This is a genomic window from Neptunomonas sp. ABH4_499, assembly GCF_056160565.1.
Genome location: NZ_JBSWXK010000004.1, coordinates 1 through 23,090, shown reverse-complemented (window position 1 = coordinate 23,090; position 23,090 = coordinate 1). Strand labels below are relative to the sequence as shown.

At 49.0% G+C, this 23,090-nt stretch carries 24 protein-coding genes, 1 rRNA gene and 1 pseudogene; 25 read left to right on the top strand and 1 reads right to left on the bottom strand.

Annotated elements, in window-relative coordinates; translation table 11 throughout:
* The first annotated feature begins 11 nt into the window (after window positions 1-11).
* The 6 genes from hflX (at window position 12) to ACXAF9_RS04950 (ending at window position 6,297) form a co-directional block, all read left to right on the top strand.
* Window positions 12-1,313, top strand: coding sequence for a ribosome rescue GTPase HflX (hflX, locus tag ACXAF9_RS04975; RefSeq protein WP_475071183.1), 1,302 nt, complete (start codon window positions 12-14; stop codon window positions 1,311-1,313).
* A gap of 61 nt (window positions 1,314-1,374) precedes the next feature.
* A complete protein-coding gene (gene hflK / locus ACXAF9_RS04970) occupies window positions 1,375-2,583 on the top strand; it encodes an FtsH protease activity modulator HflK (RefSeq protein WP_475071181.1) in 1,209 nt (402 codons plus the stop codon).
* Window positions 2,580-3,455, top strand: a complete 876-nt coding sequence (gene hflC, locus ACXAF9_RS04965; RefSeq protein WP_475071178.1) for a protease modulator HflC — start codon at window positions 2,580-2,582, stop codon at window positions 3,453-3,455. The genes hflK and hflC overlap by 4 nt, the downstream gene beginning before the upstream one ends.
* Window positions 3,456-3,560: 105 nt before the next feature.
* The gene (locus tag ACXAF9_RS04960; protein ID WP_475071176.1) at window positions 3,561-3,761 is read left to right on the top strand and encodes a DUF2065 domain-containing protein; all 201 of its coding nucleotides are present in this window, start codon (window positions 3,561-3,563) and stop codon (window positions 3,759-3,761) included.
* 33 nt (window positions 3,762-3,794) lie between these two features.
* Window positions 3,795-4,964: an ATP phosphoribosyltransferase regulatory subunit gene (locus tag ACXAF9_RS04955; protein ID WP_475071173.1), complete on the top strand. Its 1,170-nt coding sequence runs from the start codon at window positions 3,795-3,797 to the stop codon at window positions 4,962-4,964.
* A 37-nt stretch (window positions 4,965-5,001) separates the two neighbouring features.
* Entirely contained in the window at window positions 5,002-6,297 is a 1,296-nt protein-coding gene (locus tag ACXAF9_RS04950) for an adenylosuccinate synthase (protein WP_475071171.1), read from the top strand.
* Window positions 6,298-6,363: 66 nt separating this feature from the next.
* Here the strand turns inward: ACXAF9_RS04950 and ACXAF9_RS04945 are convergent, their stop codons facing one another.
* Window positions 6,364-7,167, bottom strand: coding sequence for an inositol monophosphatase family protein (locus ACXAF9_RS04945; RefSeq protein WP_475071169.1), 804 nt, complete (start codon window positions 7,165-7,167; stop codon window positions 6,364-6,366).
* Window positions 7,168-7,283: 116 nt separating this feature from the next.
* Between ACXAF9_RS04945 and ACXAF9_RS04940 the strand changes: the two genes are divergently transcribed.
* The 19 genes and pseudogenes from ACXAF9_RS04940 to ACXAF9_RS04850 all read left to right on the top strand — a co-directional run.
* Window positions 7,284-8,027 (top strand): RNA methyltransferase, encoded by a 744-nt coding sequence (locus ACXAF9_RS04940; protein ID WP_475071167.1) that lies wholly within the window; start codon window positions 7,284-7,286, stop codon window positions 8,025-8,027.
* A 162-nt stretch (window positions 8,028-8,189) separates the two neighbouring features.
* A complete protein-coding gene (gene iscR, locus ACXAF9_RS04935; RefSeq protein WP_475071164.1) occupies window positions 8,190-8,690 on the top strand; it encodes a Fe-S cluster assembly transcriptional regulator IscR in 501 nt (166 codons plus the stop codon).
* A 20-nt stretch (window positions 8,691-8,710) separates the two neighbouring features.
* Entirely contained in the window at window positions 8,711-9,925 is a 1,215-nt protein-coding gene (locus tag ACXAF9_RS04930) for an IscS subfamily cysteine desulfurase (RefSeq protein WP_475071162.1), read from the top strand.
* Window positions 9,926-9,954: 29 nt separating this feature from the next.
* Window positions 9,955-10,335: a Fe-S cluster assembly scaffold IscU gene (gene iscU, locus ACXAF9_RS04925; protein WP_475071159.1), complete on the top strand. Its 381-nt coding sequence runs from the start codon at window positions 9,955-9,957 to the stop codon at window positions 10,333-10,335.
* Between the two features lie 46 nt (window positions 10,336-10,381).
* Window positions 10,382-10,705 carry an iron-sulfur cluster assembly protein IscA gene (gene iscA / locus ACXAF9_RS04920; RefSeq protein ID WP_475071157.1) on the top strand — a complete coding sequence of 108 codons (324 nt, stop codon included), beginning with the start codon at window positions 10,382-10,384 and terminating at the stop codon, window positions 10,703-10,705.
* Window positions 10,706-10,725: 20 nt separating this feature from the next.
* Window positions 10,726-11,268: a Fe-S protein assembly co-chaperone HscB gene (hscB, locus tag ACXAF9_RS04915; protein ID WP_475071155.1), complete on the top strand. Its 543-nt coding sequence runs from the start codon at window positions 10,726-10,728 to the stop codon at window positions 11,266-11,268.
* Between the two features lie 12 nt (window positions 11,269-11,280).
* Window positions 11,281-13,161, top strand: coding sequence for a Fe-S protein assembly chaperone HscA (gene hscA, locus ACXAF9_RS04910; RefSeq protein WP_475071153.1), 1,881 nt, complete (start codon window positions 11,281-11,283; stop codon window positions 13,159-13,161).
* On the top strand, window positions 13,162-13,500 hold the full coding sequence (gene fdx / locus ACXAF9_RS04905; protein WP_475071151.1) for an ISC system 2Fe-2S type ferredoxin: 339 nt from the start codon (window positions 13,162-13,164) through the stop codon (window positions 13,498-13,500). It abuts the gene before it with no gap.
* 18 nt (window positions 13,501-13,518) lie between these two features.
* Window positions 13,519-13,712, top strand: a pseudogene (iscX, locus tag ACXAF9_RS04900) (Fe-S cluster assembly protein IscX).
* A gap of 113 nt (window positions 13,713-13,825) precedes the next feature.
* Complete coding sequence (gene ndk / locus ACXAF9_RS04895; RefSeq protein WP_475071149.1) at window positions 13,826-14,230, top strand: nucleoside-diphosphate kinase; 405 nt, start codon at window positions 13,826-13,828, stop codon at window positions 14,228-14,230.
* 67 nt (window positions 14,231-14,297) lie between these two features.
* Complete coding sequence (gene rlmN / locus ACXAF9_RS04890; protein ID WP_475071147.1) at window positions 14,298-15,431, top strand: dual-specificity RNA methyltransferase RlmN; 1,134 nt, start codon at window positions 14,298-14,300, stop codon at window positions 15,429-15,431.
* A gap of 15 nt (window positions 15,432-15,446) precedes the next feature.
* Window positions 15,447-16,220 carry a type IV pilus biogenesis/stability protein PilW gene (gene pilW / locus ACXAF9_RS04885; protein WP_475071144.1) on the top strand — a complete coding sequence of 258 codons (774 nt, stop codon included), beginning with the start codon at window positions 15,447-15,449 and terminating at the stop codon, window positions 16,218-16,220.
* A 5-nt stretch (window positions 16,221-16,225) separates the two neighbouring features.
* On the top strand, window positions 16,226-17,209 hold the full coding sequence (locus ACXAF9_RS04880; RefSeq protein WP_475071757.1) for a RodZ domain-containing protein: 984 nt from the start codon (window positions 16,226-16,228) through the stop codon (window positions 17,207-17,209).
* Window positions 17,210-17,268: 59 nt separating this feature from the next.
* Window positions 17,269-18,507: a histidine--tRNA ligase gene (hisS, locus tag ACXAF9_RS04875; protein ID WP_475071142.1), complete on the top strand. Its 1,239-nt coding sequence runs from the start codon at window positions 17,269-17,271 to the stop codon at window positions 18,505-18,507.
* 54 nt (window positions 18,508-18,561) lie between these two features.
* Window positions 18,562-19,218, top strand: coding sequence for a YfgM family protein (locus tag ACXAF9_RS04870; protein ID WP_475071140.1), 657 nt, complete (start codon window positions 18,562-18,564; stop codon window positions 19,216-19,218).
* A 5-nt stretch (window positions 19,219-19,223) separates the two neighbouring features.
* Complete coding sequence (gene bamB, locus ACXAF9_RS04865) at window positions 19,224-20,363, top strand: outer membrane protein assembly factor BamB (protein WP_475071138.1); 1,140 nt, start codon at window positions 19,224-19,226, stop codon at window positions 20,361-20,363.
* A gap of 70 nt (window positions 20,364-20,433) precedes the next feature.
* Window positions 20,434-21,852: a ribosome biogenesis GTPase Der gene (gene der, locus ACXAF9_RS04860; protein ID WP_475071136.1), complete on the top strand. Its 1,419-nt coding sequence runs from the start codon at window positions 20,434-20,436 to the stop codon at window positions 21,850-21,852.
* A gap of 8 nt (window positions 21,853-21,860) precedes the next feature.
* On the top strand, window positions 21,861-22,703 hold the full coding sequence (gene murI / locus ACXAF9_RS04855; protein WP_475071134.1) for a glutamate racemase: 843 nt from the start codon (window positions 21,861-21,863) through the stop codon (window positions 22,701-22,703).
* A 309-nt stretch (window positions 22,704-23,012) separates the two neighbouring features.
* Window positions 23,013-23,090: ribosomal RNA gene (locus ACXAF9_RS04850) — 16S ribosomal RNA — on the top strand; the annotation flags it as partial.

Sequence of the window (23,090 nt, the reverse complement as noted above, 5' to 3'; positions counted from 1 at the left end):
GTATAACCTGATTGTTTTTTGAACGCCCAGAGTCTGGCGAACGCGCCATTCTCGTCCATATGGACAGATACGAAGAGTCTGTCCAGGAGTCACCACGCGAGCTTGAAGAGCTCGCTCTATCAGCAGGTGCCGATCCCGTTGAAATCTTGATGGGGAAGTTAAATAAGCCTGTTGCGAAGTTCTTTATCGGGTCTGGTAAGTTGGATGAACTGCGGGAGTTGGTTCAGCTACACGAGGCCGAAGTCGTAATTTTCAACCATGCTTTAACCCCAGCGCAGGAGCGTAACATTGAACGCGAAGTAAAATGCCGGGTATTGGACCGTACGGGTTTGATCCTGGATATCTTTGCTCAACGTGCTCGTACGCACGAGGGTAAACTGCAGGTTGAGCTAGCACAGCTAGACTACATGTCGACCCGCTTAATTCGTGGATGGACCCACCTTGAGCGTCAGAAAGGCGGTATCGGTCTTCGTGGTCCGGGTGAAACCCAGCTGGAGACTGACCGACGACTACTGCGTGCCCGAATTAAAACGATTCTGGCCCGTCTTGAAAAAGTACGTCGTCAACGTGAGCAAGGTCGCCGATCGCGCCAACGCTCCGAAGTACCGACCTTATCGTTGGTGGGATACACCAACGCGGGGAAATCTACGTTGTTTAACCGCATGACCGATGCTGATGTTTACGCAGCCGATCAGTTGTTTGCAACCTTGGACCCGACGCTTCGACGTGTCGAACTGGAAGATATCGGCCCGGCCATTTTGGCGGATACGGTTGGATTTATCCGACATTTGCCGCACAAATTGGTTGAGTCGTTCCGCGCTACGCTTCAAGAAACCATTGATGCGACCTTGCTGTTGCATGTGATCGATGCGTACGACGAAGAGCGCGCAGGGCATATTGCCGAGGTCGAAAAAGTGCTGGCCGAAATCGGTGCAGAGGATGTCCCCTTGCTTCAGGTCTACAATAAAATAGACCAGATGCCAGGGCAGGTTCCGCGCATCGATCGTGACGATCAGGGTGTTCCAATCAGGGTTTGGCTATCTGCTCGCACAGGCGAGGGGACAGAGCTGTTATTAAAAGCGATCAGCGAGCGACTTACGGACGATATTTTCCATGACACCATGGACCTATCCCCGAGAGATGGTCAGCTTCGTGCGCAGTTGTATGCGCAAGGCGCTGTGATGAACGAATCGGTCGATGATCAAGGCGGAATGCATCTGGAAGTGAGGATGCAGCGTAAAGACTTACTGCAGCTTCTGTCGCGTTTGGGGCTTCCAACGGAGCCTTACCGGATACAAGAAGAGTTTTACTAAAACGATAGTAGCCCGTTTTTAATGGGCTAAATAACAATCTTGGGTTTGAACGGAGAGCGATATGGCTTGGAATGAGCCTGGCGGTAACGGTAACAACCAGGATCCTTGGGGCGGTAATAACGATCGCGACAAGGGCAATCGTGGCAATAACGATCAAGGTCCACCGGATCTGGACGAGGCCCTGCGCAAGTTGCAGGACAAAATGAACGAGCTGTTTGGCTCAGGCAAAAAGAAAGGCGGTGGCGGGGGCGGTAGCTCAAGCGGCGGCTCTGGCGGCGGTTCTATGTTGATCGTAGCTGCAGTTGTGGCCGTTGTTGTTTGGGCGGGTATGGGTTTCTATACCGTTGACCAACAAGAGCGGGGTGTTGTGCTTCGTTTAGGTCAATACCATGACATCGTGCAGCCGGGTCTTCACTGGAATCCTCCTTTGGTGGATGAAGTTAGCCTGATCAACACGACGCGTGTCCGTGAACATGATCACAAAGCTCTGATGCTGACAGAAGATGAAAACATCGTTGATGTGTCCATGGTGACGCAATACGTTGTTTCTGACCCTAAAGCGTACAAGCTTCAAGTGCGTGATCCGGATGGCAGTTTAGCGCAAGCGGCTGAGTCCGCCCTTCGTCAAGTTGTGGGTTCATCTGACATGCACTCTATCCTGACAGAAGGTCGTGAGAACTTAGGTATCGAAGTTCAAAATCGCCTGCAAAACTATATGGATGAGTACCAAACGGGTCTTTCGATCAATAAAGTAAACATCAAAGATGCTCAGGCACCAGCACAAGTGCAAGACGCATTCGATGACGTGATCAAAGCTCGAGAAGATGAGCAGCGTGTGAAAAACGAAGCGCAATCTTACTCAAACGGTATCATTCCTGAAGCGCGTGGTCGTGCTCAGCGTATCTTGGAAGAAGCAAACGCGTACCGTGAACAAGTGGTTTCTCGTGCAGAGGGTGACAGCAAGCGTTTCGTATCGCTGTTGACCGAGTATGAAAAAGCACCTGAAGTAACTCGCGAGCGTCTTTACCTAGATGCGATGCAAAATGTATTGGAAAACAATCCAAAAGTGTTGATGGATGTTGATAACGGCAACAACCTGATGTACTTGCCAATGGATAAGCTGATGCAAGACTCGGCGGAGCGTAAAACGAGCACCTCTTCTTCAAGCAGTCTTCGTTTGGATGACCAAACTGTGAAGTCTGTGACTGATCAGGTGGTCGATGAGCTACGTCAGCGTCAATCAGCAGTTCGTCGGGAGGGTCGTCAATGAGCGGTAAATCCTTAGTTGCGATCATCATTGCTTTGGTGGTGATCTTAATCGGTTCAAACTCAATCTACATCGTTAAAGAAACCGAGCGGGCCGTTAAGCTGCAGTTTGGTGAAATTGTCGATGCGGACGTAAAGCCTGGTTTGCGCTTTAAAATACCCTTCATGAACACGGTGCGTAAGTTTGATGCCCGTATCATGACGATGGACGGTCGCCCACGTGACTTCCTGACCATTGAGAAAAAACGTCTGAGCGTTGATGCGTTTGTGAAATGGCGCATTGTGGATAACCTGACGTTCTACAGCGCTACATCGGGTGATGAGTTGCGTGCGTCGGATCTGTTATCTACCCGTGTAGAGAACGAATTGCGTAACCAATTCGCACAACGTACCCTAAACGAAGTGGTATCGGGTGAGCGTGATGAGGTCATGAAGGAAGTGATCGGTCGTCTGAGTGAAGTGGCTCAGAAAGAGCTGGGTGTTGCGATCATTGATGTGCGTGTAAAGCGTGTTGAGCTGCCTCAAGAGGTTTCTCAGTCGGTTTACGAGCGTATGCGTACTGAGCGTGAGCGTGAAGCCCGCGAATTGCGTTCTCGTGGTTATGAGCTTGCAGAAGGTATCCGAGCTGATGCGGATCGTCAAAAGACCGTTATCGAAGCCGATGCGTATCGTGAAGCTGAGCAAACACGTGGTGAAGGTGACGCACAAGCGGCTGCCATTTACGCAGAAGCGTACAATCGTAACCCTGAGTTCTACTCGTTCACACGTAGCTTAAAGGCGTACACTGAGTCGTTCAAAGGCAACGGTGACATCATGGTGTTGCAGCCAGACTCTGAGTTCTTTAAGTACTTAAAAGGCGCAGAACCTCTGCAATAACGGAATTGTGATCGGGTGTGCAAAAAGGCTGCACTTTGATCACTAAACCGTGTTAAACTTCTCAAAACCGGGCTCTGACCCGGTTTTTTTGTGTACTGTGTGGTAATGATGTCAGCCGAATTCTGGTACGAAATCGCAATTGCCTTGTGTTTGGTGTTTATTTTGGAAGGGATGATGCCTTTCCTGTATCCGGCACGTTGGCGGCGTTTGGCCGAGCAGCTGGCAACCACTCAAGATCACACCCTGCGGTGGCTGGGTTTCATCAGCATGATCGTAGGTGTTGTGGGCTTGTACCTGATTCGATAACCGCAAACGCGGATCAACAGCGTGGAGTTTTAAATGGCATTGGCCGATCGCTGGTTGCTGCCGGATGGCGTCAAAGAGATGTTGCCTTCCGATGCACGCCAGATAGAAACACTGCGTCGTACATTGTTGGATATGTATGACCGTTGGGGGTATGAACTTGTCATGCCGCCTTTAATGGAACATCTCGAATCTCTGCTAACCGGTGTTGGTAAAGATCTGGATCTCAACACCTTCAAATTGGTTGACCAGCTCACCGGTCAATCCCTCGGCATCCGGGCTGATATCACGCCTCAGGTTGCTCGCATCGACGCACACCGCATGCATGTACAAGGCGCTAACCGCCTTTGCTACTGCGGCTCTGTTCTTCACACCTATCCTGCCAATATGTTGGCGTCTCGTAACCCTTTGCAGATTGGTGCAGAGGTGTACGGTCATGCCGGTATTGAAAGTGATCTGGAAGTGATCTCTTTGATGATCGAAACCTTGTATGCGGCCGGTCTTAAAGAGGAGTTGAGCTTAGATCTTCAGCACATCGGAATTTTCCGTGGCTTGATGGCGGCGTGCGGCTTAGAAAGCACCGTTGCTGATCGCTACATGGAGCTTCTTGAGCGTAAGGCGCTGCCTGAGCTGGCGGAGTTTTTGGCCGATCTGGACATCAGTGTTGAGCTGAAAGAGCAGATGGCCAGCCTGCCAACGCTAAACGGCGGTTTAGAGGTGCTGGACGCGGCAAAATCGCGCTTTGCAAATTTGCCGGATGTACTTGAAGCGATCACGTATCTGTCTTCATTGGCGCGCGGCATTTCCGAGCGCTACCCAGAGGTTGATCTGTATTTTGATCTGGGTGAACTGCGTGGTTATCACTACCATACTGGCGTTATGTTCTCTGCACTGAACCCTGTGTTTGGGCAGGCGATTGCCAAAGGTGGTCGATACGACGCCATCGGTAAAGATTTTGGTCGAGCACGCCCAGCAACGGGTTTCAGTGCTGACTTAAAAACACTGGCGGCTTTATCAAAGCCAGTGGAAACGGATCGTAATGTGGTATCGGCACCTGCGGGTAATGATGCTGAGCTGTTAAAGGCGATTGCGGATCTTCGCAGTAAAGGGCATCGAGTCGTTCAATTATTACCGGGCGACACGCCGGTATCGGTTGATGCCGAATTGGTTTTAGAAAATGGGGGTTGGGCGTTAAAAGCTCAATGATTCCATGTCGATTAACGTAACTAACTCAGAGACAACAATGGGCAAGAACGTAGTTGTTTTAGGTACACAATGGGGCGATGAAGGCAAAGGTAAAATTGTCGATTTGCTAACGGAAGAAGTTTCTGCGGTTGTTCGCTTTCAGGGCGGCCATAACGCAGGACACACACTGGTTATTGATGGCAAAAAGACGGTTTTGCACCTGATCCCATCCGGTATTTTGCGTGAGAACGTTCTGTGCTTGATCGGTAACGGCGTAGTGCTTTCACCAGAAGCGCTGTTGAAAGAGATCAAAGGCTTAGAAGAAGCGGGTGTTCCAGTGCGTGAGCGCCTGAAACTAAGCCCGGCATGTCCTTTGATTCTGTCTTACCATGTCGCGTTAGACCAAGCCCGTGAAGCGGCGCGCGGTAACGCTAAAATCGGTACGACAGGTCGTGGTATCGGTCCTGCTTACGAAGATAAGGTTGCTCGTCGTGGTTTGCGATTGGGTGATTTGATGGACCCTGCGCGTTTTGAAACCAAACTGCGTGAAGTGGTTAAATACCATAACTTCGCTCTTAAGCATTACTACAATGCAGAAGAAGTGGATGTTGAAGAAGTCTTAGCTGAAGCGCTGAAAATGGGTGAAGAGCTTCGTCCATTGGTGGCGGATGTGACAGCGATTCTTCACGCTTTCCGTAAAGAAGGCAAAAGCATCATGTTTGAAGGTGCTCAAGGCTCCTTGCTGGACATCGACCACGGTACCTATCCATACGTAACCTCTTCCAACACAACGGCAGGCGGTACGTCGACAGGCTCCGGTTTTGGTCCTCTGTATCTGGATTACATTTTGGGTATCACCAAGGCTTACACAACGCGTGTAGGTGGCGGTCCATTCCCAACAGAGCTTGGTTGTGACATTGGTCAGCGTTTGGCTGAGCGCGGTCATGAGTTTGGTTCGACCACAGGTCGTGCGCGTCGTTGCGGTTGGTTTGATGCGGTAGCTCTGAAGCATGCCATCCAGATCAACTCTGTTTCTGGTATCTGCTTGACCAAGCTGGATGTATTGGATGGCCTTGAAACCATTCAGATCTGTGTAGGCTACAAAGATGAAGCGGGTAATACGGTTGAATCGTTAACCGCCAGTGAAGACTACGAAGTGATTGAGCCTATCTATGAAGAGGTCCCAGGTTGGACTGAATCAACGGTAGGTTTGAAGTCACTGGAAGAGTTACCAGCGAACGCTCAAAACTACATCAAGCGTCTTGAAGCATTGATCGAAGCGCCTATCGATATTATTTCGACAGGTCCAGATCGCAACGAGACCATCGTTTTGCGCCACCCATTTGAAATCTAAGATTTAATGGGTATAAAAAAAACCGGCTTAGGCCGGTTTTTTTGTGGGTTGGTTTAGCTGGAAGACTCAGCCAGCCAAGCCTTTCATGGATTGCAACAAGGCTTTGAACAGCTTTGGGTTAGCCGCAACGGTATCGCCTGTTTGACGGAAGTTGTTACCGCCTTTGAAATCGCCCAATAAACCACCGGCTTCTTGTACCAAAAGCGCGCCGGCTTCAAGTACTTCGCGGCCTAGATTGATTTGAACGAAGCCATCCACACGGCCAGCGGCCAGGTTGGCTAAATTCAGCGCAGGTGAGCCCGTGTTTAGCAAGGTGCCTTGTGCTTCAAAGATTTGGGCTTGAAGGCTGGTAAAAGCGCCTACGTAGCCGCGCTCTTTGGGTGTGTTCAAGTAGCTGGTTGCTGTAATGGACTTCGCTAGCTCGCGTTGTGTGCTAACACGCATGCGTTTGCCATTCAGCTGTGCGCCATGTCCACGGCTGGCCGTAAACTCTTCGCCCGTGATTGGGTTTAGGATGATTGCGTGTTCTACGCGTCCTTTTTGGCTTGCGCTCAAGCAGATGGCGTAATCAGGGAGGCCTGCTAAAAAGTTGTTAGCGCTATCGATCGCGACGACGCTCCACTCAACTTCCGCAGATTCAGCGCCTGTATGCGCATGATCACCAGAGTACACACCCACAACCTTATGAGTTGGATACGCTTTCTGCAGAGTATAAGCAATGGTCTGTTCAGCTTTGGTGGCTGTCTCGTTTAGAAAGTCCGTGACGCTGTTGTTTTCGGCTCGGATTAGGTCGAGTCGTTCAGCTGCACGAGCAATCTGTTCTCCGGCCATACGAGCTGCACGAAGAGCAATGTTAAGCATTGGTTGCATGGGAATCTGTGCCTGGTCTGTAACAAAACGCACATTATACAAAAGCTGCAAAGGCTAAAGAATACCCAAGGCACATTCTGTTAAACTATTACGCTTATTTTTCGCGGGTATATGTTATGAATCTTGAGCATATTCAGATTGTTCTGGTGAACACCACCCACCCAGGCAACATTGGTGGGGTGGCTCGGGCCATGAAAAACATGGGGTTATCCCGTTTGGTGTTGGTGGAGCCTAAGGCGTTTCCTTCACCTGAGGCGGATGCGCGTGCCTCTGGTGCGACGGATATCCTCGAAAACGCCAAAATCGTGGCCACGTTAGAGGAGGCGATCGCTGAATCGCACTTAGTGATGGGTACCAGTGCGCGAGGTCGTCACATCCCGTGGCCTATCATGGATCCTCATGAGATGGCTGGAACGATCGCTAAAGTGCAGCCAGAGCATAAGGTCTCTCTCGTCTTTGGTCGCGAAGACCGAGGTTTAACCAATGAGGAGCTCCAGTTGTGTCATCTTCATGTGCATATCCCATCGGATGAATCGTTCAGCTCGCTGAATATCGCCGCAGCCGTTCAAGTGTTGGCGTATGAGTGTCGAATGGCGTTTTTGAAAGGTAAGGAAGCTCTGGTTCAAGCTCCAAAGTGGGGGGTTGATTGGGATATCGAGCTTGCTGATCAAAAAGAACTTGAGCTTATGTTTGAGCACTTAGAAAAAGTGTTGATTGAAGTTGAGTTTCTAGACCCAGACAACCCAAGGCAATTGATGCCGCGGCTTCGACGATTATTGCAACGCGCTGTTCCCGATAAAGTTGAGGTCAACGTATTGCGCGGTATTTTGACGCATATCTCCCGTAAAAACCGCGAATAGGCCGCTTTTGCCCGATTTGGGCGGGCAATTTGAGCCGAAAAGTGGTACTCTTTGGCGCGTGATTGGCTAATTCCTGACTATTTTGCTTGGTTAAATACTTGACCGTTTTTCTCGGAATAGCGATAATATCGACATCTTAACGAGATAAAACAGGTTATTTCTATGAGGCTAACGACCAAAGGACGCTATGCAGTGACAGCGATGCTGGATCTTGCATTGCATGAAGGAAAAGGGCCAATCAGCTTGGCGGATATCTCTGATCGCCAAGGCATCTCCCTGTCCTATCTCGAACAACTCTTTGCCAAGTTACGTCGTAACGACCTGGTGAAAAGCGTTCGTGGTCCTGGTGGTGGTTATCAGCTTAAGCACGAACAAGCGGCCATTAGCGTGGCGCAGGTGATCGATGCAGTGAATGAATCTGTTGATGCTACTGGATGTAATCGCCAAGGCGATTGCCAAAGCGGCGAGACATGCTTAACGCATCATTTGTGGTGCGATCTAAGCGATCAGATTCACCTGTTCTTAAGTCAAATCTCGTTAGCTGATCTGGTTCAGCGTTCCGACGTAAAAGAGGTGGCAGGGCGTCAAGATCGCCGTCACCAAAATGGTCAGATCTTCCTGACCGCAAGCGATTTGCCGCTCGTTAATAAAGCGGCTGTTTAATTTATTGCTGGAGTTTAGAAATGAAACTACCCATCTATTTTGATTATTCTGCTACGACTCCTGTTGACCCACGCGTCGCAGAGAAGATGGTGGCGTGTCTGACATTGGATGGTAATTTTGGTAACCCAGCGTCCCGCTCCCACCTGTTTGGCTGGAAGGCTGAAGAGGCGGTCGAGACCGCTCGTCGCAATGTGGCGGATCTGGTAAACGCTGACCCTCGTGAAATCGTCTGGACGTCCGGTGCGACCGAGTCTGACAACCTCGCGATCAAAGGTGTGGCGCACTTCTACCAGAAAAAGGGTAAGCACATCATTACTTCCAAAATCGAGCACAAAGCGGTACTGGATACATGCCGTCAGCTTGAACGTGAAGGCTTTGAAGTCACTTACCTTGACCCGAACACAGACGGTTTGATCACAATTGAATCGGTTGAAGCGGCCATGCGCGATGACACCATTCTTGTGTCTTTGATGCATGTAAATAACGAAATTGGCACGATTACTGACATCGCAGCGATTGGCGAGCTGACACGCTCTAAAGGCGTGCTGTTCCACGTCGATGCGGCACAAAGCGCGGGTAAAATTGAGATCGACCTGTCCTCTATCAAAGTGGATCTGATGTCGTTCAGCGCGCACAAAATTTACGGCCCTAAAGGCATTGGCGCTTTGTATGTGCGTCGTAAGCCTCGTGTTCGCCTTGAAGCGCAAATGCACGGCGGTGGTCACGAGCGTGGCATGCGTTCTGGTACTTTGCCAACTCACCAAATCGTAGGCATGGGTGAAGCGTTCCGTATCGCGAAAGAAGATATGAAAGCAGACGCTGAGCACGCACTTGCTTTGCGTAACCGAATGATGGAAGCCCTTAAGGATGTTGAAGAGGTACACGTGAATGGTTCGCTGGATCAGCGCGTAGTACAGAACCTGAACGTAAGCTTTGCGTACGTTGAAGGTGAGTCCTTGTTGATGTCATTGAAAGACCTGGCTGTTTCTTCGGGGTCTGCGTGTACGTCGGCGTCACTGGAGCCATCATACGTGCTGCGTGCACTGGGTCTGAGTGATGAGTTGGCGCACAGCTCGATCCGTTTCTCTTTCGGTCGTTTTACTACCGGAGAAGAGATCGATTACGCAGTCAGCCAAATTAAAGACGCGGTCGACAAGCTGCGTGAGTTATCACCGCTGTGGGATATGTTCAAAGACGGTGTGGATCTGAGCAAGGTTGAGTGGGTTCACCACTAAAACCGCCACTCAACTGAGGAGTAATAAACATGGCTTATAGCAATCAAGTTATCGATCACTACGAAAACCCACGTAACGTTGGCAAGATGGACGACAAAGACGCGTCTGTTGGTACCGGTATGGTCGGCGCCCCAGCGTGTGGTGACGTAATGCGTCTTCAAATCAAGGTTAACGAGCAGGGCATCATTGAAGATGCGAAGTTTAAGACCTATGGCTGCGGTTCGGCCATCGCATCTAGCTCGCTGATTACCGAGTGGGTTAAAGGCATGTCTTTGGAGCAAGCGGCTGAGCTTAAAAACACTCAGATCGCTGAAGAGCTGGCGCTGCCACCGGTGAAAATTCACTGTTCAGTACTGGCGGAAGATGCGATCAAAGCAGCGATCGATGATTACAAAAAGAAACAAGCGTAAGTTTGTTCTCGATCATCGCGTTTAACGAATAACGGTAGGTAAGATTATGGCGATTTCAATGACTCCGGCGGCGGTCCAGCACGTTTCACGTTACTTAGATAAGCGTGGCTCGGGTTTTGGTATTCGTGTGGGTGTCAGGACGTCAGGATGCTCGGGTATGGCTTACGTGCTTGAGTTTGTTGATGGCAAAGAGCCAGAAGACCACGTGTACGATATGGATGGGGTCAATGTCGTTATTGACCCTAAAAGTCTGGTGTACCTTGATGGCACTGAGCTGGACTTTGTTAAGGAAGGACTGAACGAGGGCTTCAAGTTCAACAATCCTAATGTTCGCAGTGAATGCGGATGTGGGGAAAGCTTCAACGTCTAATCTTCAAAGAGTGGCAGTCCATGGATATTCATCAAAATTATTTTGAATTTTTAGGGCTGCCTCTGTCCTATACGGTTGATCAAACCGAACTCACGCGTCGTTACCGCGAATTGCAGCGTGAGCTACACCCCGACCGCTATGCTCACCTATCTGAGCGCGAACAGCGAATGGCTGTGCAATATACCGCTTACCTAAACGAAGCGTATTCTTCACTTAAGTCGCCTTTGGGCCGAGCTCAATATCTGTTGTCACTTCAAGGTGTTGATACACTTTCTGAATCCCGTGTTCAGCTGGACCCCATGTTTTTGATGGAACAGATGGAGCTTCGCGAAGCGCTTGAAGAAGCACAAGAGGCTTCCGATCCAGAAGAGGCTCTTGAGGAGCTTGAAGGGCAGGCTCAAGCAACGGTCACGTCTTTGGCCGATGAGTTTGCTCTGCTATGGCCGGCTCTGCAGTCGAGCGAAGAAGCTGATTTCACTGAAGCCGAAAAGCTGGTTCGCAAGCTGCAATTCGCTGTCAAATTTCACAAAGAGATTGAGCGCTTGCTCAACGAACTCGACTAACGGATTTCTTTTATGGCATTACTGCAAATCGCAGAGCCAGGTCAAAGTTCTGTGCCGCATCAGCATAAGCTTGCGGTCGGTATTGATCTGGGTACAACGAACTCTTTGGTCGCCACGGTAAAAAGTGGTGAGGCGGTAACTTTACCGGATCTTGATGGTCGTCATATTTTGCCATCGGTGGTGCGTTATACCCAAGAAGAGGTCATCGTTGGCCATGAAGCAAGAGTGCAAGCGGCGGCTGACCCATTCAATACCATTGTCTCTGTTAAACGTTTGATGGGGCGTGGTGTCTCCGACGTGAAATCTCTTGGTGATGTGCTCCCATATCATTTCGAAGCAGATCAAGGTGGTATGCCGTTTATTAAGACGGCAGCCGGTGCTAAGAGCCCGGTTGAAGTTTCCAGTGACATACTCAAGCACTTGGTTGCTCGTGCTGAAGAATCATTAGGCGGCGATCTGGTGGGTGCGGTCATCACCGTGCCGGCTTATTTCGATGATGCGCAGCGCCAAGCCACTAAGGATGCGGCAACCCTAGCCGGCCTTAAAGTCCTTCGCTTGCTCAGTGAGCCAACCGCTGCGGCCGTGGCTTATGGCTTGGATCAGAAAGAAGAAGCGAAAATCCTCGTCTATGACTTGGGTGGCGGTACGTTTGATGTGTCTGTGTTGCATCTGAATAAAGGTGTATTTGAGGTATTAGCTACAGGTGGTGATACCGCTCTTGGTGGTGATGACTTTGACCAAGCGCTGGCGCAGTGGCTATTGGAGCAGACTCTGCCAAACGTACCCATGACCGCTGAGTTATCTAGGCTTTTAATGGAGCAAGCACGTTACGTCAAAGAGCAATTGACCGATCAAGATGAAGTCCTTGCTTCGTTCGAGTACGACGGTCAAAGCGTTGAGGTGTCTGTTTCTAAGTCTCAATTTAATGCGTTAATCGAGTCCTTGGTTAAAAAGACACTTCGTACCTGTAAGCGTGTAATTAAAGATGCCGGATTGTCGTTGGATGAGCTTAATGATGTCGTTATGGTCGGCGGTTCGACTCGTGTTCCCTTGGTTCGAGATCAGGTAGCAGAGTTGATTGGTCGAAAGCCGCATACCGATATCGACCCGGACCGAGTGGTCGCGATTGGTGCCGCTATCCAGGCGGATGTCTTGGCGGGCAATAAGCCAGATTCGGACATGTTGCTGCTGGATGTTATCCCGCTCTCACTTGGTCTAGAGACAATGGGTGGCTTGGTTGAGAAAGTCATCCACCGTAATACGCCCATCCCAGTTGCAATGGCTCAGGAGTTTACCACCTATCAAGATGGTCAAACTGCCATGGCGATTCATATTTTGCAGGGCGAGCGCGAGCTGGTTGAGGATTGTCGCTCTTTGGCGCGTTTTGAGCTTCGTGGCATCCCGCCGATGGCGGCCGGTGCAGCAAAAATTCGAGTGACGTTCCAAGTGGATGCGGATGGCCTATTAAGTGTGTCGGCCAAAGAGTTATCCACAGGTGTTGAGAGTCACATTCAAGTGAAGCCAAGTTATGGCTTAAGTGATGATCAAATCACCCAAATGCTGACTTCTTCCTTCAGTGAGGCTGAAGGCGATAAAGAGCGACGCGCACTGCGAGAGCAGCAAGTTGAAGCGGATCGTCTTTTGCTGTCAGTGCGACAGGCGATTGTGGTGGATGGCGCGCAACTGTTAAGCGAAGATGAATTAAAAGCCCTAATGGCTGAAGTGGACACGTTACAAGGCGTTCGAGATCAGAGTGAGTCCGCTTTCGAGGTCGAAAAAGCCATACAGGTACTTGCGCAAGCCAGTGATGAGTTTGCGTCTCGTCGAATGGACGCCAATATTCAAAAAGCCTTACAAGGCCATACTATCCAAGAAATCGAAGAGGGCGTATAAATGCCACAAATTATTTTTCTTCCCCATGAAGACTTGTGCCCTGAAGGTAAAGTGATCGATGTTGAGCCGGGTGTAACGGTTTGTGATGCGGCATTAGCTAACGGTATTGAGATTGAGCACGCGTGTGAAAAGTCGTGTGCATGCACAACCTGCCACGTAATTGTGCGTGAAGGCTTTAATTCGATGGACGAGTCTGACGAGCTTGAAGATGATATGCTGGACAAAGCGTGGGGGCTTGAGCCTGAGTCGCGTCTGAGCTGTCAGGCCGTTGTCGCTGATGAAGACCTGACGGTCGAAATTCCTCGCTACACGTTGAATCAAGTCTCGGAACGTCATTAATCTCTAGGGGAGGTCGTTATGAAGTGGGTCGATGTGAATGATTTGGCCATTGAGTTGTCAGAGACCTACCCGGACATTAACCCGATCACGATCAGCTTTCCCGATCTTTATCAAAAGGTGATGGATTTCCCGATTTTGATGACGATCCTGATCGCTGTGGCGAGAAAGTGCTTGAGGCCATTCAAATGGCTTGGATCGAAGAGTTAGATTAATAACGACAAGCCCGGTTATCCGGGCTTTTTCTTATTCCGATTGTTGAGGCCTGTAACAGGCTTCGCGTATAATTGCGCGTTTTTCGGAAATGCCTTACTAGAGGATAAATCGCATGGCTATCGAACGTACACTGTCTATCATTAAACCAGATGCAGTTGCTAAAAACGTAATTGGCGAAATCGTATCTCGTTTTGAAAAAGCGGATTTGAAAGTCGTTGAAATGAAAATGAAGCAACTGAGCAAAGAAGACGCTGAAGGCTTCTACGCTGAACACAGCGAGCGTCCATTCTTCGCTGATCTGGTTGCGTTCATGACTTCTGGCCCTGTTGTTGTTCAGGTTCTGGAAGGTGAAGATGCAATCGCTAAAAACCGTGAACTGATGGGTGCTACTAACCCTAAAGAAGCGGCTGAAGGCACTATTCGTCGTGATTTCGCTGAATCAATCGACGCTAACGCTGTACACGGTTCTGATTCTGCGACATCTGCTGCGCGCGAAATCACCTACTTCTTCGGTTAATTTTTATTGTTAACCGAATCACACGAGGGGCTTAGCCCTTCGTGTTAACCAACTTTGGAAAACCACCATGACTGCTGTAAATACCAAAACTAACCTGCTAGGTCTGTCGCCAGACGAACTAACGGAATTTTTCGCCGGATTGGGCGAAAAGCGATTTCGTGCAACACAGGTGCTGAAATGGATTCATCAGCAAGGTGCCGAAAGTTTTGACGAAATGACCAACATCAGCAAAGCGCTGCGCGAAAAACTCCACGAAGTGGCAGAAATTCGCGAGCCAGAAGTTGTTTCTCAAAAAATTTCCAAAGATGGGACCCGTAAATGGGTTATCCGTGTGGATGGCGGATCCTCCGTCGAAACTGTATTGATCCCAGAAGGGGATCGAGCCACCTTGTGTGTATCATCGCAAGCGGGTTGTTCGCTCGATTGCAGTTTCTGTTCTACCGGTAAACAAGGCTTTAACCGCAACTTATCAGCCGCCGAAATCATTGGTCAGGTGCGTATTGCGATTAAATCGTTCGGTCCTATGGACCCTGCTGGCCCACGCCGTGTAACCAACGTGGTTATGATGGGGATGGGTGAGCCTCTTATGAATTTCAGTAACGTTGTCAGTGCCATCATTTTGATGATGGAAGACAACGCTTACGGCTTGTCAAAGCGTCGTGTCACACTCAGTACGGCAGGGGTTGTACCGGCTATTGATAAACTGCGTGAGGTGACGGACGTCTCTTTGGCGATCTCTTTGCACGCTCCAAATGATGAATTGCGTGATGTTTTGGTGCCAATTAACCAGCGTTACCCAATCAAAGAGCTGTTTGCAGCATGTCATCGCTATTTGGATGATCTTAACGATCGCCGTGTAATCACCATCGAGTACACCTTGATGGCAGGCGTTAATGATCAGATCACCCATGCTAAGCAACTGGTTAAGCTCTTAAAGACCTTGCCGTGCAAGCTCAATTTGATTCCGTTTAACCCGTTCCCTAACTCGGGATACGACCGCCCATCGGAAAATGCCATCCAAACATTTAAAGATGCGATGCTCAAAGGGGGTATCTTAACCACGGTTCGTAGAACCCGTGGTGATGAGATCGATGCCGCGTGTGGACAATTGGTAGGTCAGGTAGAAGATCGTACTCGACGTAGTCAAAAGTACATTCCTGTGGTACAAGAGAGTTCTGCCGAACTTGCTAAATCCTTGTAATTACAGGAGGCATCAGTGAAAGGATTTCAAATTACTTGCCTCGTACTTTGTTTAACTTGGCTCGCAGGGTGTGCGACAACCCCACAAGATAATCGCAAAAACGTATCTTCCGATGCGGCTCTTGAGGCGTATACCCGTTTGGGATTGCAATACCTGCAAGCCAGAGACACGGCAAACGCACGTGCGTCAGTACAGCGCGCACTAGAAATCGATAAAGACTACGCGCCTGCTTACAATGCGTTGGGACTCATCTTCCAGTTAGAGGATGAAACGCAATTGGCGGAGCAATACTACAAAGATGCGATTCGGTTGGATCGTGATTCGGCCATGTTTCATAACAACTATGGCGCTTTTTTATACGCGCAAAAACGATACCGTGAAGCGTGTGGTGAGCTTGAAAAAGCAACCAGTGATCCGTTCTACACCAGCCGTGGAAGAGCATTCGAAAACCTTGGGCGCTGCTATAAGCAAATAGGCGAGAACGCTAAAGCCCTGGATGCATTTGATCGATCACTGAAAACCGGTGGTCGTCGGCCATACTCGCTAGTGGAGTTGGCGCAGCTTTATATAGAAGTGAATGATTTGGCCAAAGCGGAAGGCTATTACAAAGAGTTTGAAAGACTGGTTGAGGATAAACGAGTAGATCATTCGGCAAAAAGTCTCTGGGTTGGGATTCAGTTATCGCGTGCTAATGCGGACGCCTCAAAAGCGGTCACGTATGCACTTTTACTGAAAAACCTATATCCTGATTCACAAGAGTATCAACTTTATAAGGAATCCAGCCGGTGAGTAGTATGCCCGATGAAAGCGTTGTTCAAGACAGCAATCGTTTTCCCGGAGAACGGTTTGTGATTGCGCGTGAGGCTAAACACCTTTCTCAGACAGCCGTCGCAGACGAGCTGCATCTACCACCTCGCTACATTGGTTGGATGGAAGAGGGTGCTTTCGAAAAACTACCCAGCTTGGTCTTCGCTCGGGGCTACATTCGTGCCTACGCTAAATACCTCAATATAGACAGCAACGAACTGATCGCGGCTTTTGATCGTCTGTATCGAGAAGACTCCAAAGCCAAACCCATTCAAACCGTAGATAAGATTCAGCAACAAGTTAAGCTTGGCGATCCTATCATCAAGTTCTCTGTTTGGGTGTTTGTGATCTGTTTGATTGCGGCCACTGTGTGGTGGTGGCAAACGCAATATGGATTAAGCGATGCTAAACCGGCCTCTCAAGATGCACCCTTAGAGGTAGAAACGGCCGACGGTAATACGCTTGTTTTACCGAAGTTTAATGACCCTGCACCAACAGACGAAGCTCAACAGCCGGTTGAATCTGAAGAGGCATCCGAAGCGGAGCCTGTTTACGAGTCGCAAGAAGATGCGGTCGATGAATCCAGTGTTCAACAAGACGCTCCTCAGCCGGGTGACGTTGCAATAGAGCAAACGGCACAATCGAGCAGTGAAGAATCGAGTGCAGAAGCCGAGCCGAATGAGGCTGCTCCACAGGTTGAATCGACTACAGAAACGGCAGTGAACACGAACGGTTTGTACATTGCCTTTACTGATGAGTGTTGGGTAACGGTAAAAGATCGAAATGGCCGTACCCTGTTCAACAACATTCGACGTGCAGGCGATACGATTTCGGTCAGTGGAGCAGAGCCGCTGTCGGTCAACATTGGACGTCGTTCTGCGGTAAGCCAAATTACTTACAACGGCAGTGCTGTGGATATGACTCCGTTTGCAAATCGCGATGTGGCTAAGTTCTCGCTGCCTGTACGCTAATTATTAACACCGAATCACAAGAGAGTAAGACGTTGGCGAAAGTTAAAGCAATCCGCGGAATGAATGACATCCTCCCGGAAGCCACGCCAGTTTGGCAATACCTTGAAAGCAAAGTGAAAGGCGCGGTCGCGACCTTTGGTTATTCCGAAATTCGTATGCCGATCGTTGAGCAAACAGAGCTGTTCAAACGATCCATCGGTGAAGTGACGGATATCGTTGAAAAAGAGATGTACACCTTCGATGACCGCAACGGTGAGAGTTTAACGCTTCGTCCAGAGGGAACGGCTGGTTGTGTGCGTGCCGGTGAAGAGCATGGTTTGCTGTTTAATCAAACACAGCGCCTTTGGTATCAAGGCCCAATGTTCCGTTATGAGAAACCTCAAAAAGGCCGCTATCGTCAATTCCATCAGATCGGTGTGGAAACGTTTGGCATGGCCTCTGCTGAGATCGATGCGGAATTGATCTTGCTGTCGGCCCAGTTGTGGAAATCACTGGGTATCTTAGATTCGGTGACACTGCAGCTGAACTCCCTTGGCAGTAATGAATCTCGTCAAACGTATAAAACGGCGCTAACGGCTTATCTTGAACAGCACATTGATGCGTTAGATGAGGATAGCAAACGTCGATTAAGCACGAATCCTCTGCGTATCCTGGACAGCAAAGATGCCGGTACACAAGCCATTCTGAGTGATGCACCTGTATTAAGTGATTACCTCGATGACGAGTCTAAAGAGCACTTTGCGCATCTAACCTCGTTGTTAGAAGAGGCCGGCGTAACCTACGAGATTAATCCGAAACTGGTACGTGGTCTGGATTACTATTGCAAAACGGTGTTTGAATGGGTAACCGATAAACTGGGTGCTCAAGGCACGGTCTGTGCTGGCGGTCGTTACGATGGCTTAGTGCAGCAACTTGGTGGTAAGCCAACGCCAGCCGTTGGGTTTGCGATGGGTGTAGAGCGACTCATCTTATTACTTGAAACCCTAGATGCTGTGCCAAGTGATATTAAAACACCGTTTGATGTGTACCTTGCCGCTGACTCAAAGCGTGAACAAACGGCCGTATTTGCTACGGCTGAACGTATTCGTCAAATGTGTCCAAACCTGCGGGTTCGCAGTCACTTCAGTGGTCTTAAAAACATTAATCAAAAAGCGAAGCAATCTGGCGCGCCTTGTATTGTTATCTTGAAAGAGATCGATGGGGCCGTAAAAGCCAACCTGTGGAGTCAAACAGATCAGCTGGCTCAGGCGGTTGAACTTGAGTCCTTAGGTCAGGTCATTGCTAAGCAGTTTTCTTAATTTATTCATTACAGAGTATTATGCGTGCCAAATGGCATGTGTTAGGAGTTAAACGTGGCTGAATTGCGTACAGAAGAAGAACAGGTAGAAGCGATTAAAAGTTGGTGGAAAAACAATGGTACGTCACTGGTGACTACCGTCGCTATCGCGCTGGCTGCTGTGTTTGGTTGGAAGGCATGGCAACAAAAGCAACTCAACGACGCAGAAGCGGCATCCGTTGCTTATCAAACCCTGACTCAGGCGATTGCCCTGAACGTTCGACAGCCATCGGATGATAACAAAGCCACCGCAACTCACTTGGCCAATGAGCTTAAGACAGAGCACGAAGGTACAGAGTACGCTCGTTTAGCAGCACTGATGCTGGCGCGTGTGTATGTTGATCAAAAAGAATACGATCAAGCGCTTTCAGAGGTGAATGCTGTATTGGCTCAAGAGCTTTCTCCAGAGATGAAAAACGTAGCGACGATGCGTAAAGCACAATTGCTTATGGCACTTGAAAAGTACGATGAAGCTTTGACTACCGTTGGTGATGTCACTGCTGAGCCTTTCAAAGCGGTAGCGCTGGAATTAAAAGGCGATATTCAAGTTGCTCAGGGTGATAAGGTAGCAGCACGCACAGCTTATCAAGCGGCTCTTGATGCATTAGGTGCGAACGCAAATGCCCAGTTGATTAATGTTAAACTCAATGATTTGGCGGTTGAAGAGAGCTAATACACATGTTGAAAAAAGCTTTGTTGATCGGTTTAACCGCTAGCGTTTTATCAGGATGCAGTCTTTGGGGCGGTTCTGACGAGATCGAGCCGAACCCACTCGTTGATTTTACGGCTGAAAAGCAGTTTGTCGTAAAATGGAGTACTCAGGTGGGGGATGGTCCTGGTAAGGCTTATCACCAAATGACCCCTGCAATCACAAACGATCGTGTCTTTGCGGCTGATCGTGAAGGCTTGGTCGTTGCGGTTGATAAAAACACCGGTAAGTCTCTTTGGAAAACCGATTTGGATGTTGCTCTAACGGCCGGTACAGGTGCGGGTGCAGATCGCGTTGTCGTTGTTGGTTTATCAGGTGATGTTTACTGTTTAAGCGCGGCAACCGGTGAGATCCTTTGGCAACATGCCTTAAGCTCCGAAGTGGTGTCTGAGCCTCAGTTAAACAACCAAATTGTTGTTGTTCAGCAGATTAACGGAGTCATCGTCGCGCTGAATGGCCAATCCGGTCAAGAGGTGTGGCGCTATGAAAGCCAGATGCCTCGCTTAACACTGCGCGGTACCAGTGCACCGTTAGTAGCGTTGGATGTGACCTTAGCAGGTCTTGATAACGGTAAGTTCGTCGCGCTAGATAACAATACGGGCGCTGTTTTGTGGGAACAAAATGTATCCGTAGCAGAAGGGCGTTCAGAGCTTGAGCGTATGACCGATGTTGATGGTCGTCCTTTGCTTTTTGAAAATGTGATTTATGTACCGTCTTTCCAAGGCGAGTTAATTGCGATCAACCCTTACAATGCGCAAACCGTTTGGAAGAAAAAAGTATCAAGCTTTAAAAGCTTAGCGGCTGATTTTGGCAACATCTACTTGTCAGAAGCCAATGACCATGTGCAAGCATTTGATGCTCGTTCTGCGGCCAGTGTATGGAGTCAAAATCAGCTTGAATACCGTCGTTTAACGGCGCCTGTCGTATCTGGGAACTCCGTAATTGTGGGGGATAAAGAAGGTTACCTTCACGCGATGTCTCAAATCGATGGTCACTTTGTGGCACGATACGATACAAACTCAGGCCTTACAGGCGATATGAAAGTCAGTGATGGTGTTGTCTATGCTTTAACTGACTCAGGCCGCTTATTAGCACTGACACTTAAGTGAGTCAGTAACTTGTGATCATGCGGCCCCCTGATGGCAGGTGGCCGCTCTTTTTGTTTTTGGGTGAAGTAAAATGTTACCGGTAATCGCACTGGTGGGTCGGCCAAATGTTGGTAAATCGACCCTCTTCAATCGCTTAACTAAATCTCGTGATGCGCTCGTGGCTGACTTGCCAGGTGTCACACGTGATCGAAAGTATGGAGAGGGACGCTCCGCTGACAAGCCATTCATCGTTGTTGATACAGGCGGTATCACAGGTGATGAACAAGGACTTGATTTCGAAATGGCCAGGCAGTCACTGCAGGCCATCGAAGAGGCGGACGTTGTTCTGTTTATTGTCGATGGGCGTGCTGGTTTAAACCCGGCTGATGAGCAGATCGCCCATTACCTGCGTAAAACCAATAAAGAGATTCATCTGGTTGTAAATAAAACCGATGGGCTGGACCCCGATGTGGCCATGGGTGACTTTTACGCATTGGGGCTAACCGATCCTCTTCCTATTGCGGCCGCCCATAACCGTGGTGTGCGCTCTTTAATTGATTACGTTCTTGAACCCTTCGGCGAAAGCGAAGAGGACAAAGAAAGAGATAACAGCACAAAGATTGCGATTGTTGGTCGTCCCAATGTGGGTAAATCCACTTTGGTTAACCGCCTGCTGGGTGAAGATCGCGTTGTTGTCTACGATCAAAGCGGTACGACACGCGACAGTATCTACATTCCTTACGAGCGTGATGGTAAAGAATACACATTGATTGATACCGCAGGTGTTCGTCGACGCAAAAATGTGACCGAGGCTATAGAGAAGTTTTCGATCATTAAAACCTTGCAGGCCATAAAAGACGCAAATGTCGTTGTTGTTGTGATCGATGCTCGTCAAGGTGTAACTGACCAAGACCTGCACATGCTGAACTTTGTATTGGATACAGGTCGTGCGGTCGTTGTTGCATTGAATAAATGGGACGGCATGACCGAAGATCAAAAGAGCAGTGTGAAAGAGCAGATTCAGCGTCGCCTTGAATTCTTAAGCTTTGCTCGATTCCACTTTATCTCTGCGTTACATGGTAGTGGTGTCGGTGAAATGTACGGCTCCGTTGATGAGGCATATCAATGCGCGATGGCTAAGTGGCCGACACCTAAGTTGACCCGTTTGCTCGAGGATATCGTGGCAGATCACCAGCCACCGCAAGTCGCAGGTCGTCGAATCAAGTTGCGTTATGCGCACCAAGGGGGCTCTAATCCGCCGATTATCGTAATTCACGGTAACCAAACGGATCAGCTACCGATCTCGTATAAGCGATACCTGCAGAACAAGTTTACTAAAGTGCTTAAAATTCGCGGTACGCCTGTGCGATTTGAATTTAAAACCAGTGATAACCCATTTGCGAATAAGCGCAATACGCTTACACCTCGCCAAAAAGCGAAGAAAGAGCGCCAGCAGCGTCATATTCGTACATTGAAAAAGCAAGAAAACAAAAAAGCGCGTAAGAAATGAGTTCGTCTATGGCAAGTCAAAAGGCCATAGGTGTATTTGATTCTGGGGTAGGCGGGCTTACGGTTCTGAATGCAATCCGTAAGCAGCTACCTTGCGAAAACCTCGTGTATCTTGGGGACACGGCTCGTGTCCCTTACGGTACCAAGTCAGCAGTTTCTGTTCAGCGATATGCCTTACAAGCAACCAAAGCGTTGCTAAAGCACGATGTTAAGATGATCGTGATTGCCTGTAATACGGCATCCGCGTACGCCATCGAGCATCTTCAAACACAATTTCCCGATATTCCTATTGTTGGTGTCATCGAACCCGGGGCCATTGCCAGTTGTAAGGCTTCTCAAACAGGCCGCATCGGTGTGATCGCAACTGAGGGTACCGTCAATAATCAGGCTTATCACAGAGCCATCCTTGAATTAAACCCAGAAGCGATGGTTTCCGCTTTGCCTTGTTCGCTTTTTGTAGCGCTAGCTGAAGAGGGATGGCATGAAGGAAGCTTGGTTGAATCCATTGTGGCTGAATGCCTTAAGCCGATAACCGCAACGCTTGAAAATCCTTTATATGAATCCCTAGATACTTTGGTGTTGGGTTGCACTCATTTCCCAGTATTAAAAGGTGCGATCCAAAACGTACTGGGCCAGAGTGTGACTTTGGTTGATTCTGCACTCATGACCGCTCAGTGGGTTGAGCGACTTCTGAGTGAAAGGGCTTTGAGTAGAGGTCATGAAGAAGCAGGTTCTTTACGCTTCTTTGTAACCGATGGACCGGATCGATTTAGACGGTTTGCAGGTAGCTTTTTTAGCGAGTCGATAGATGGGTGTTCAGTTGAGCTGATCGACATTCAACACATCGATTAAGCCGGAATGAAAAAAGTTTAAAATATTTGAAAATAGTTGTTGACCGCCAGAATAACCTCTCTATAATACGCCCTCACTGAACGGGACAACGAAACGCCAAGCGGTTCAAGAAGTTAGTCAAGTTCAGCGCTCTTTAACAGATTGGTCAGATAATTCGTGTGGGCGCTTGTCGGGATAGAGCTACAAAGCTTTATTCAGGTAAGCAACCAAGTGAATTCATTGAAACATACGTTTTATGAAGTAATGAAGTTAGCGAGCCTGAGCAGATTTAGATGACAGCATCTTCGGAAGTTGAGCATCAAAAACTTTTAACTGAAGAGTTTGATCATGGCTCAGATTGAACGCTGGCGGCAGGCCTAACACATGCAAGTCGAGCGGTAACAGGAA

Excerpts from the sequence above, each read along its gene's own strand:
- hflC (WP_475071178.1), top strand. The coding sequence starts at position 2,580 with ATGAGCGGTAAATCCTTAGTTGCGATCATCATTGCTTTGGTGGTGATC.
- hscA (WP_475071153.1), top strand. The coding sequence starts at position 11,281 with ATGGCATTACTGCAAATCGCAGAGCCAGGTCAAAGTTCTGTGCCGCAT.
- der (WP_475071136.1), top strand. The coding sequence starts at position 20,434 with ATGTTACCGGTAATCGCACTGGTGGGTCGGCCAAATGTTGGTAAATCG.
- ACXAF9_RS04950 (WP_475071171.1), top strand. The coding sequence starts at position 5,002 with ATGGGCAAGAACGTAGTTGTTTTAGGTACACAATGGGGCGATGAAGGC.
- iscA (WP_475071157.1), top strand. The coding sequence starts at position 10,382 with ATGGCGATTTCAATGACTCCGGCGGCGGTCCAGCACGTTTCACGTTAC.
- ndk (WP_475071149.1), top strand. The coding sequence starts at position 13,826 with ATGGCTATCGAACGTACACTGTCTATCATTAAACCAGATGCAGTTGCT.
- ACXAF9_RS04960 (WP_475071176.1), top strand. The coding sequence starts at position 3,561 with ATGATGTCAGCCGAATTCTGGTACGAAATCGCAATTGCCTTGTGTTTG.
- hflK (WP_475071181.1), top strand. The coding sequence starts at position 1,375 with ATGGCTTGGAATGAGCCTGGCGGTAACGGTAACAACCAGGATCCTTGG.
- hisS (WP_475071142.1), top strand. The coding sequence starts at position 17,269 with ATGAATGACATCCTCCCGGAAGCCACGCCAGTTTGGCAATACCTTGAA.
- rlmN (WP_475071147.1), top strand. The coding sequence starts at position 14,298 with ATGACTGCTGTAAATACCAAAACTAACCTGCTAGGTCTGTCGCCAGAC.
- bamB (WP_475071138.1), top strand. The coding sequence starts at position 19,224 with ATGTTGAAAAAAGCTTTGTTGATCGGTTTAACCGCTAGCGTTTTATCA.
- iscR (WP_475071164.1), top strand. The coding sequence starts at position 8,190 with ATGAGGCTAACGACCAAAGGACGCTATGCAGTGACAGCGATGCTGGAT.
- iscU (WP_475071159.1), top strand. The coding sequence starts at position 9,955 with ATGGCTTATAGCAATCAAGTTATCGATCACTACGAAAACCCACGTAAC.
- ACXAF9_RS04880 (WP_475071757.1), top strand. The coding sequence starts at position 16,226 with ATGCCCGATGAAAGCGTTGTTCAAGACAGCAATCGTTTTCCCGGAGAA.
- ACXAF9_RS04930 (WP_475071162.1), top strand. The coding sequence starts at position 8,711 with ATGAAACTACCCATCTATTTTGATTATTCTGCTACGACTCCTGTTGAC.
- ACXAF9_RS04955 (WP_475071173.1), top strand. The coding sequence starts at position 3,795 with ATGGCATTGGCCGATCGCTGGTTGCTGCCGGATGGCGTCAAAGAGATG.
- murI (WP_475071134.1), top strand. The coding sequence starts at position 21,861 with ATGGCAAGTCAAAAGGCCATAGGTGTATTTGATTCTGGGGTAGGCGGG.
- hscB (WP_475071155.1), top strand. The coding sequence starts at position 10,726 with ATGGATATTCATCAAAATTATTTTGAATTTTTAGGGCTGCCTCTGTCC.
- ACXAF9_RS04940 (WP_475071167.1), top strand. The coding sequence starts at position 7,284 with ATGAATCTTGAGCATATTCAGATTGTTCTGGTGAACACCACCCACCCA.
- fdx (WP_475071151.1), top strand. The coding sequence starts at position 13,162 with ATGCCACAAATTATTTTTCTTCCCCATGAAGACTTGTGCCCTGAAGGT.
- ACXAF9_RS04945 (WP_475071169.1), bottom strand. The coding sequence starts at position 7,167 with ATGCAACCAATGCTTAACATTGCTCTTCGTGCAGCTCGTATGGCCGGA.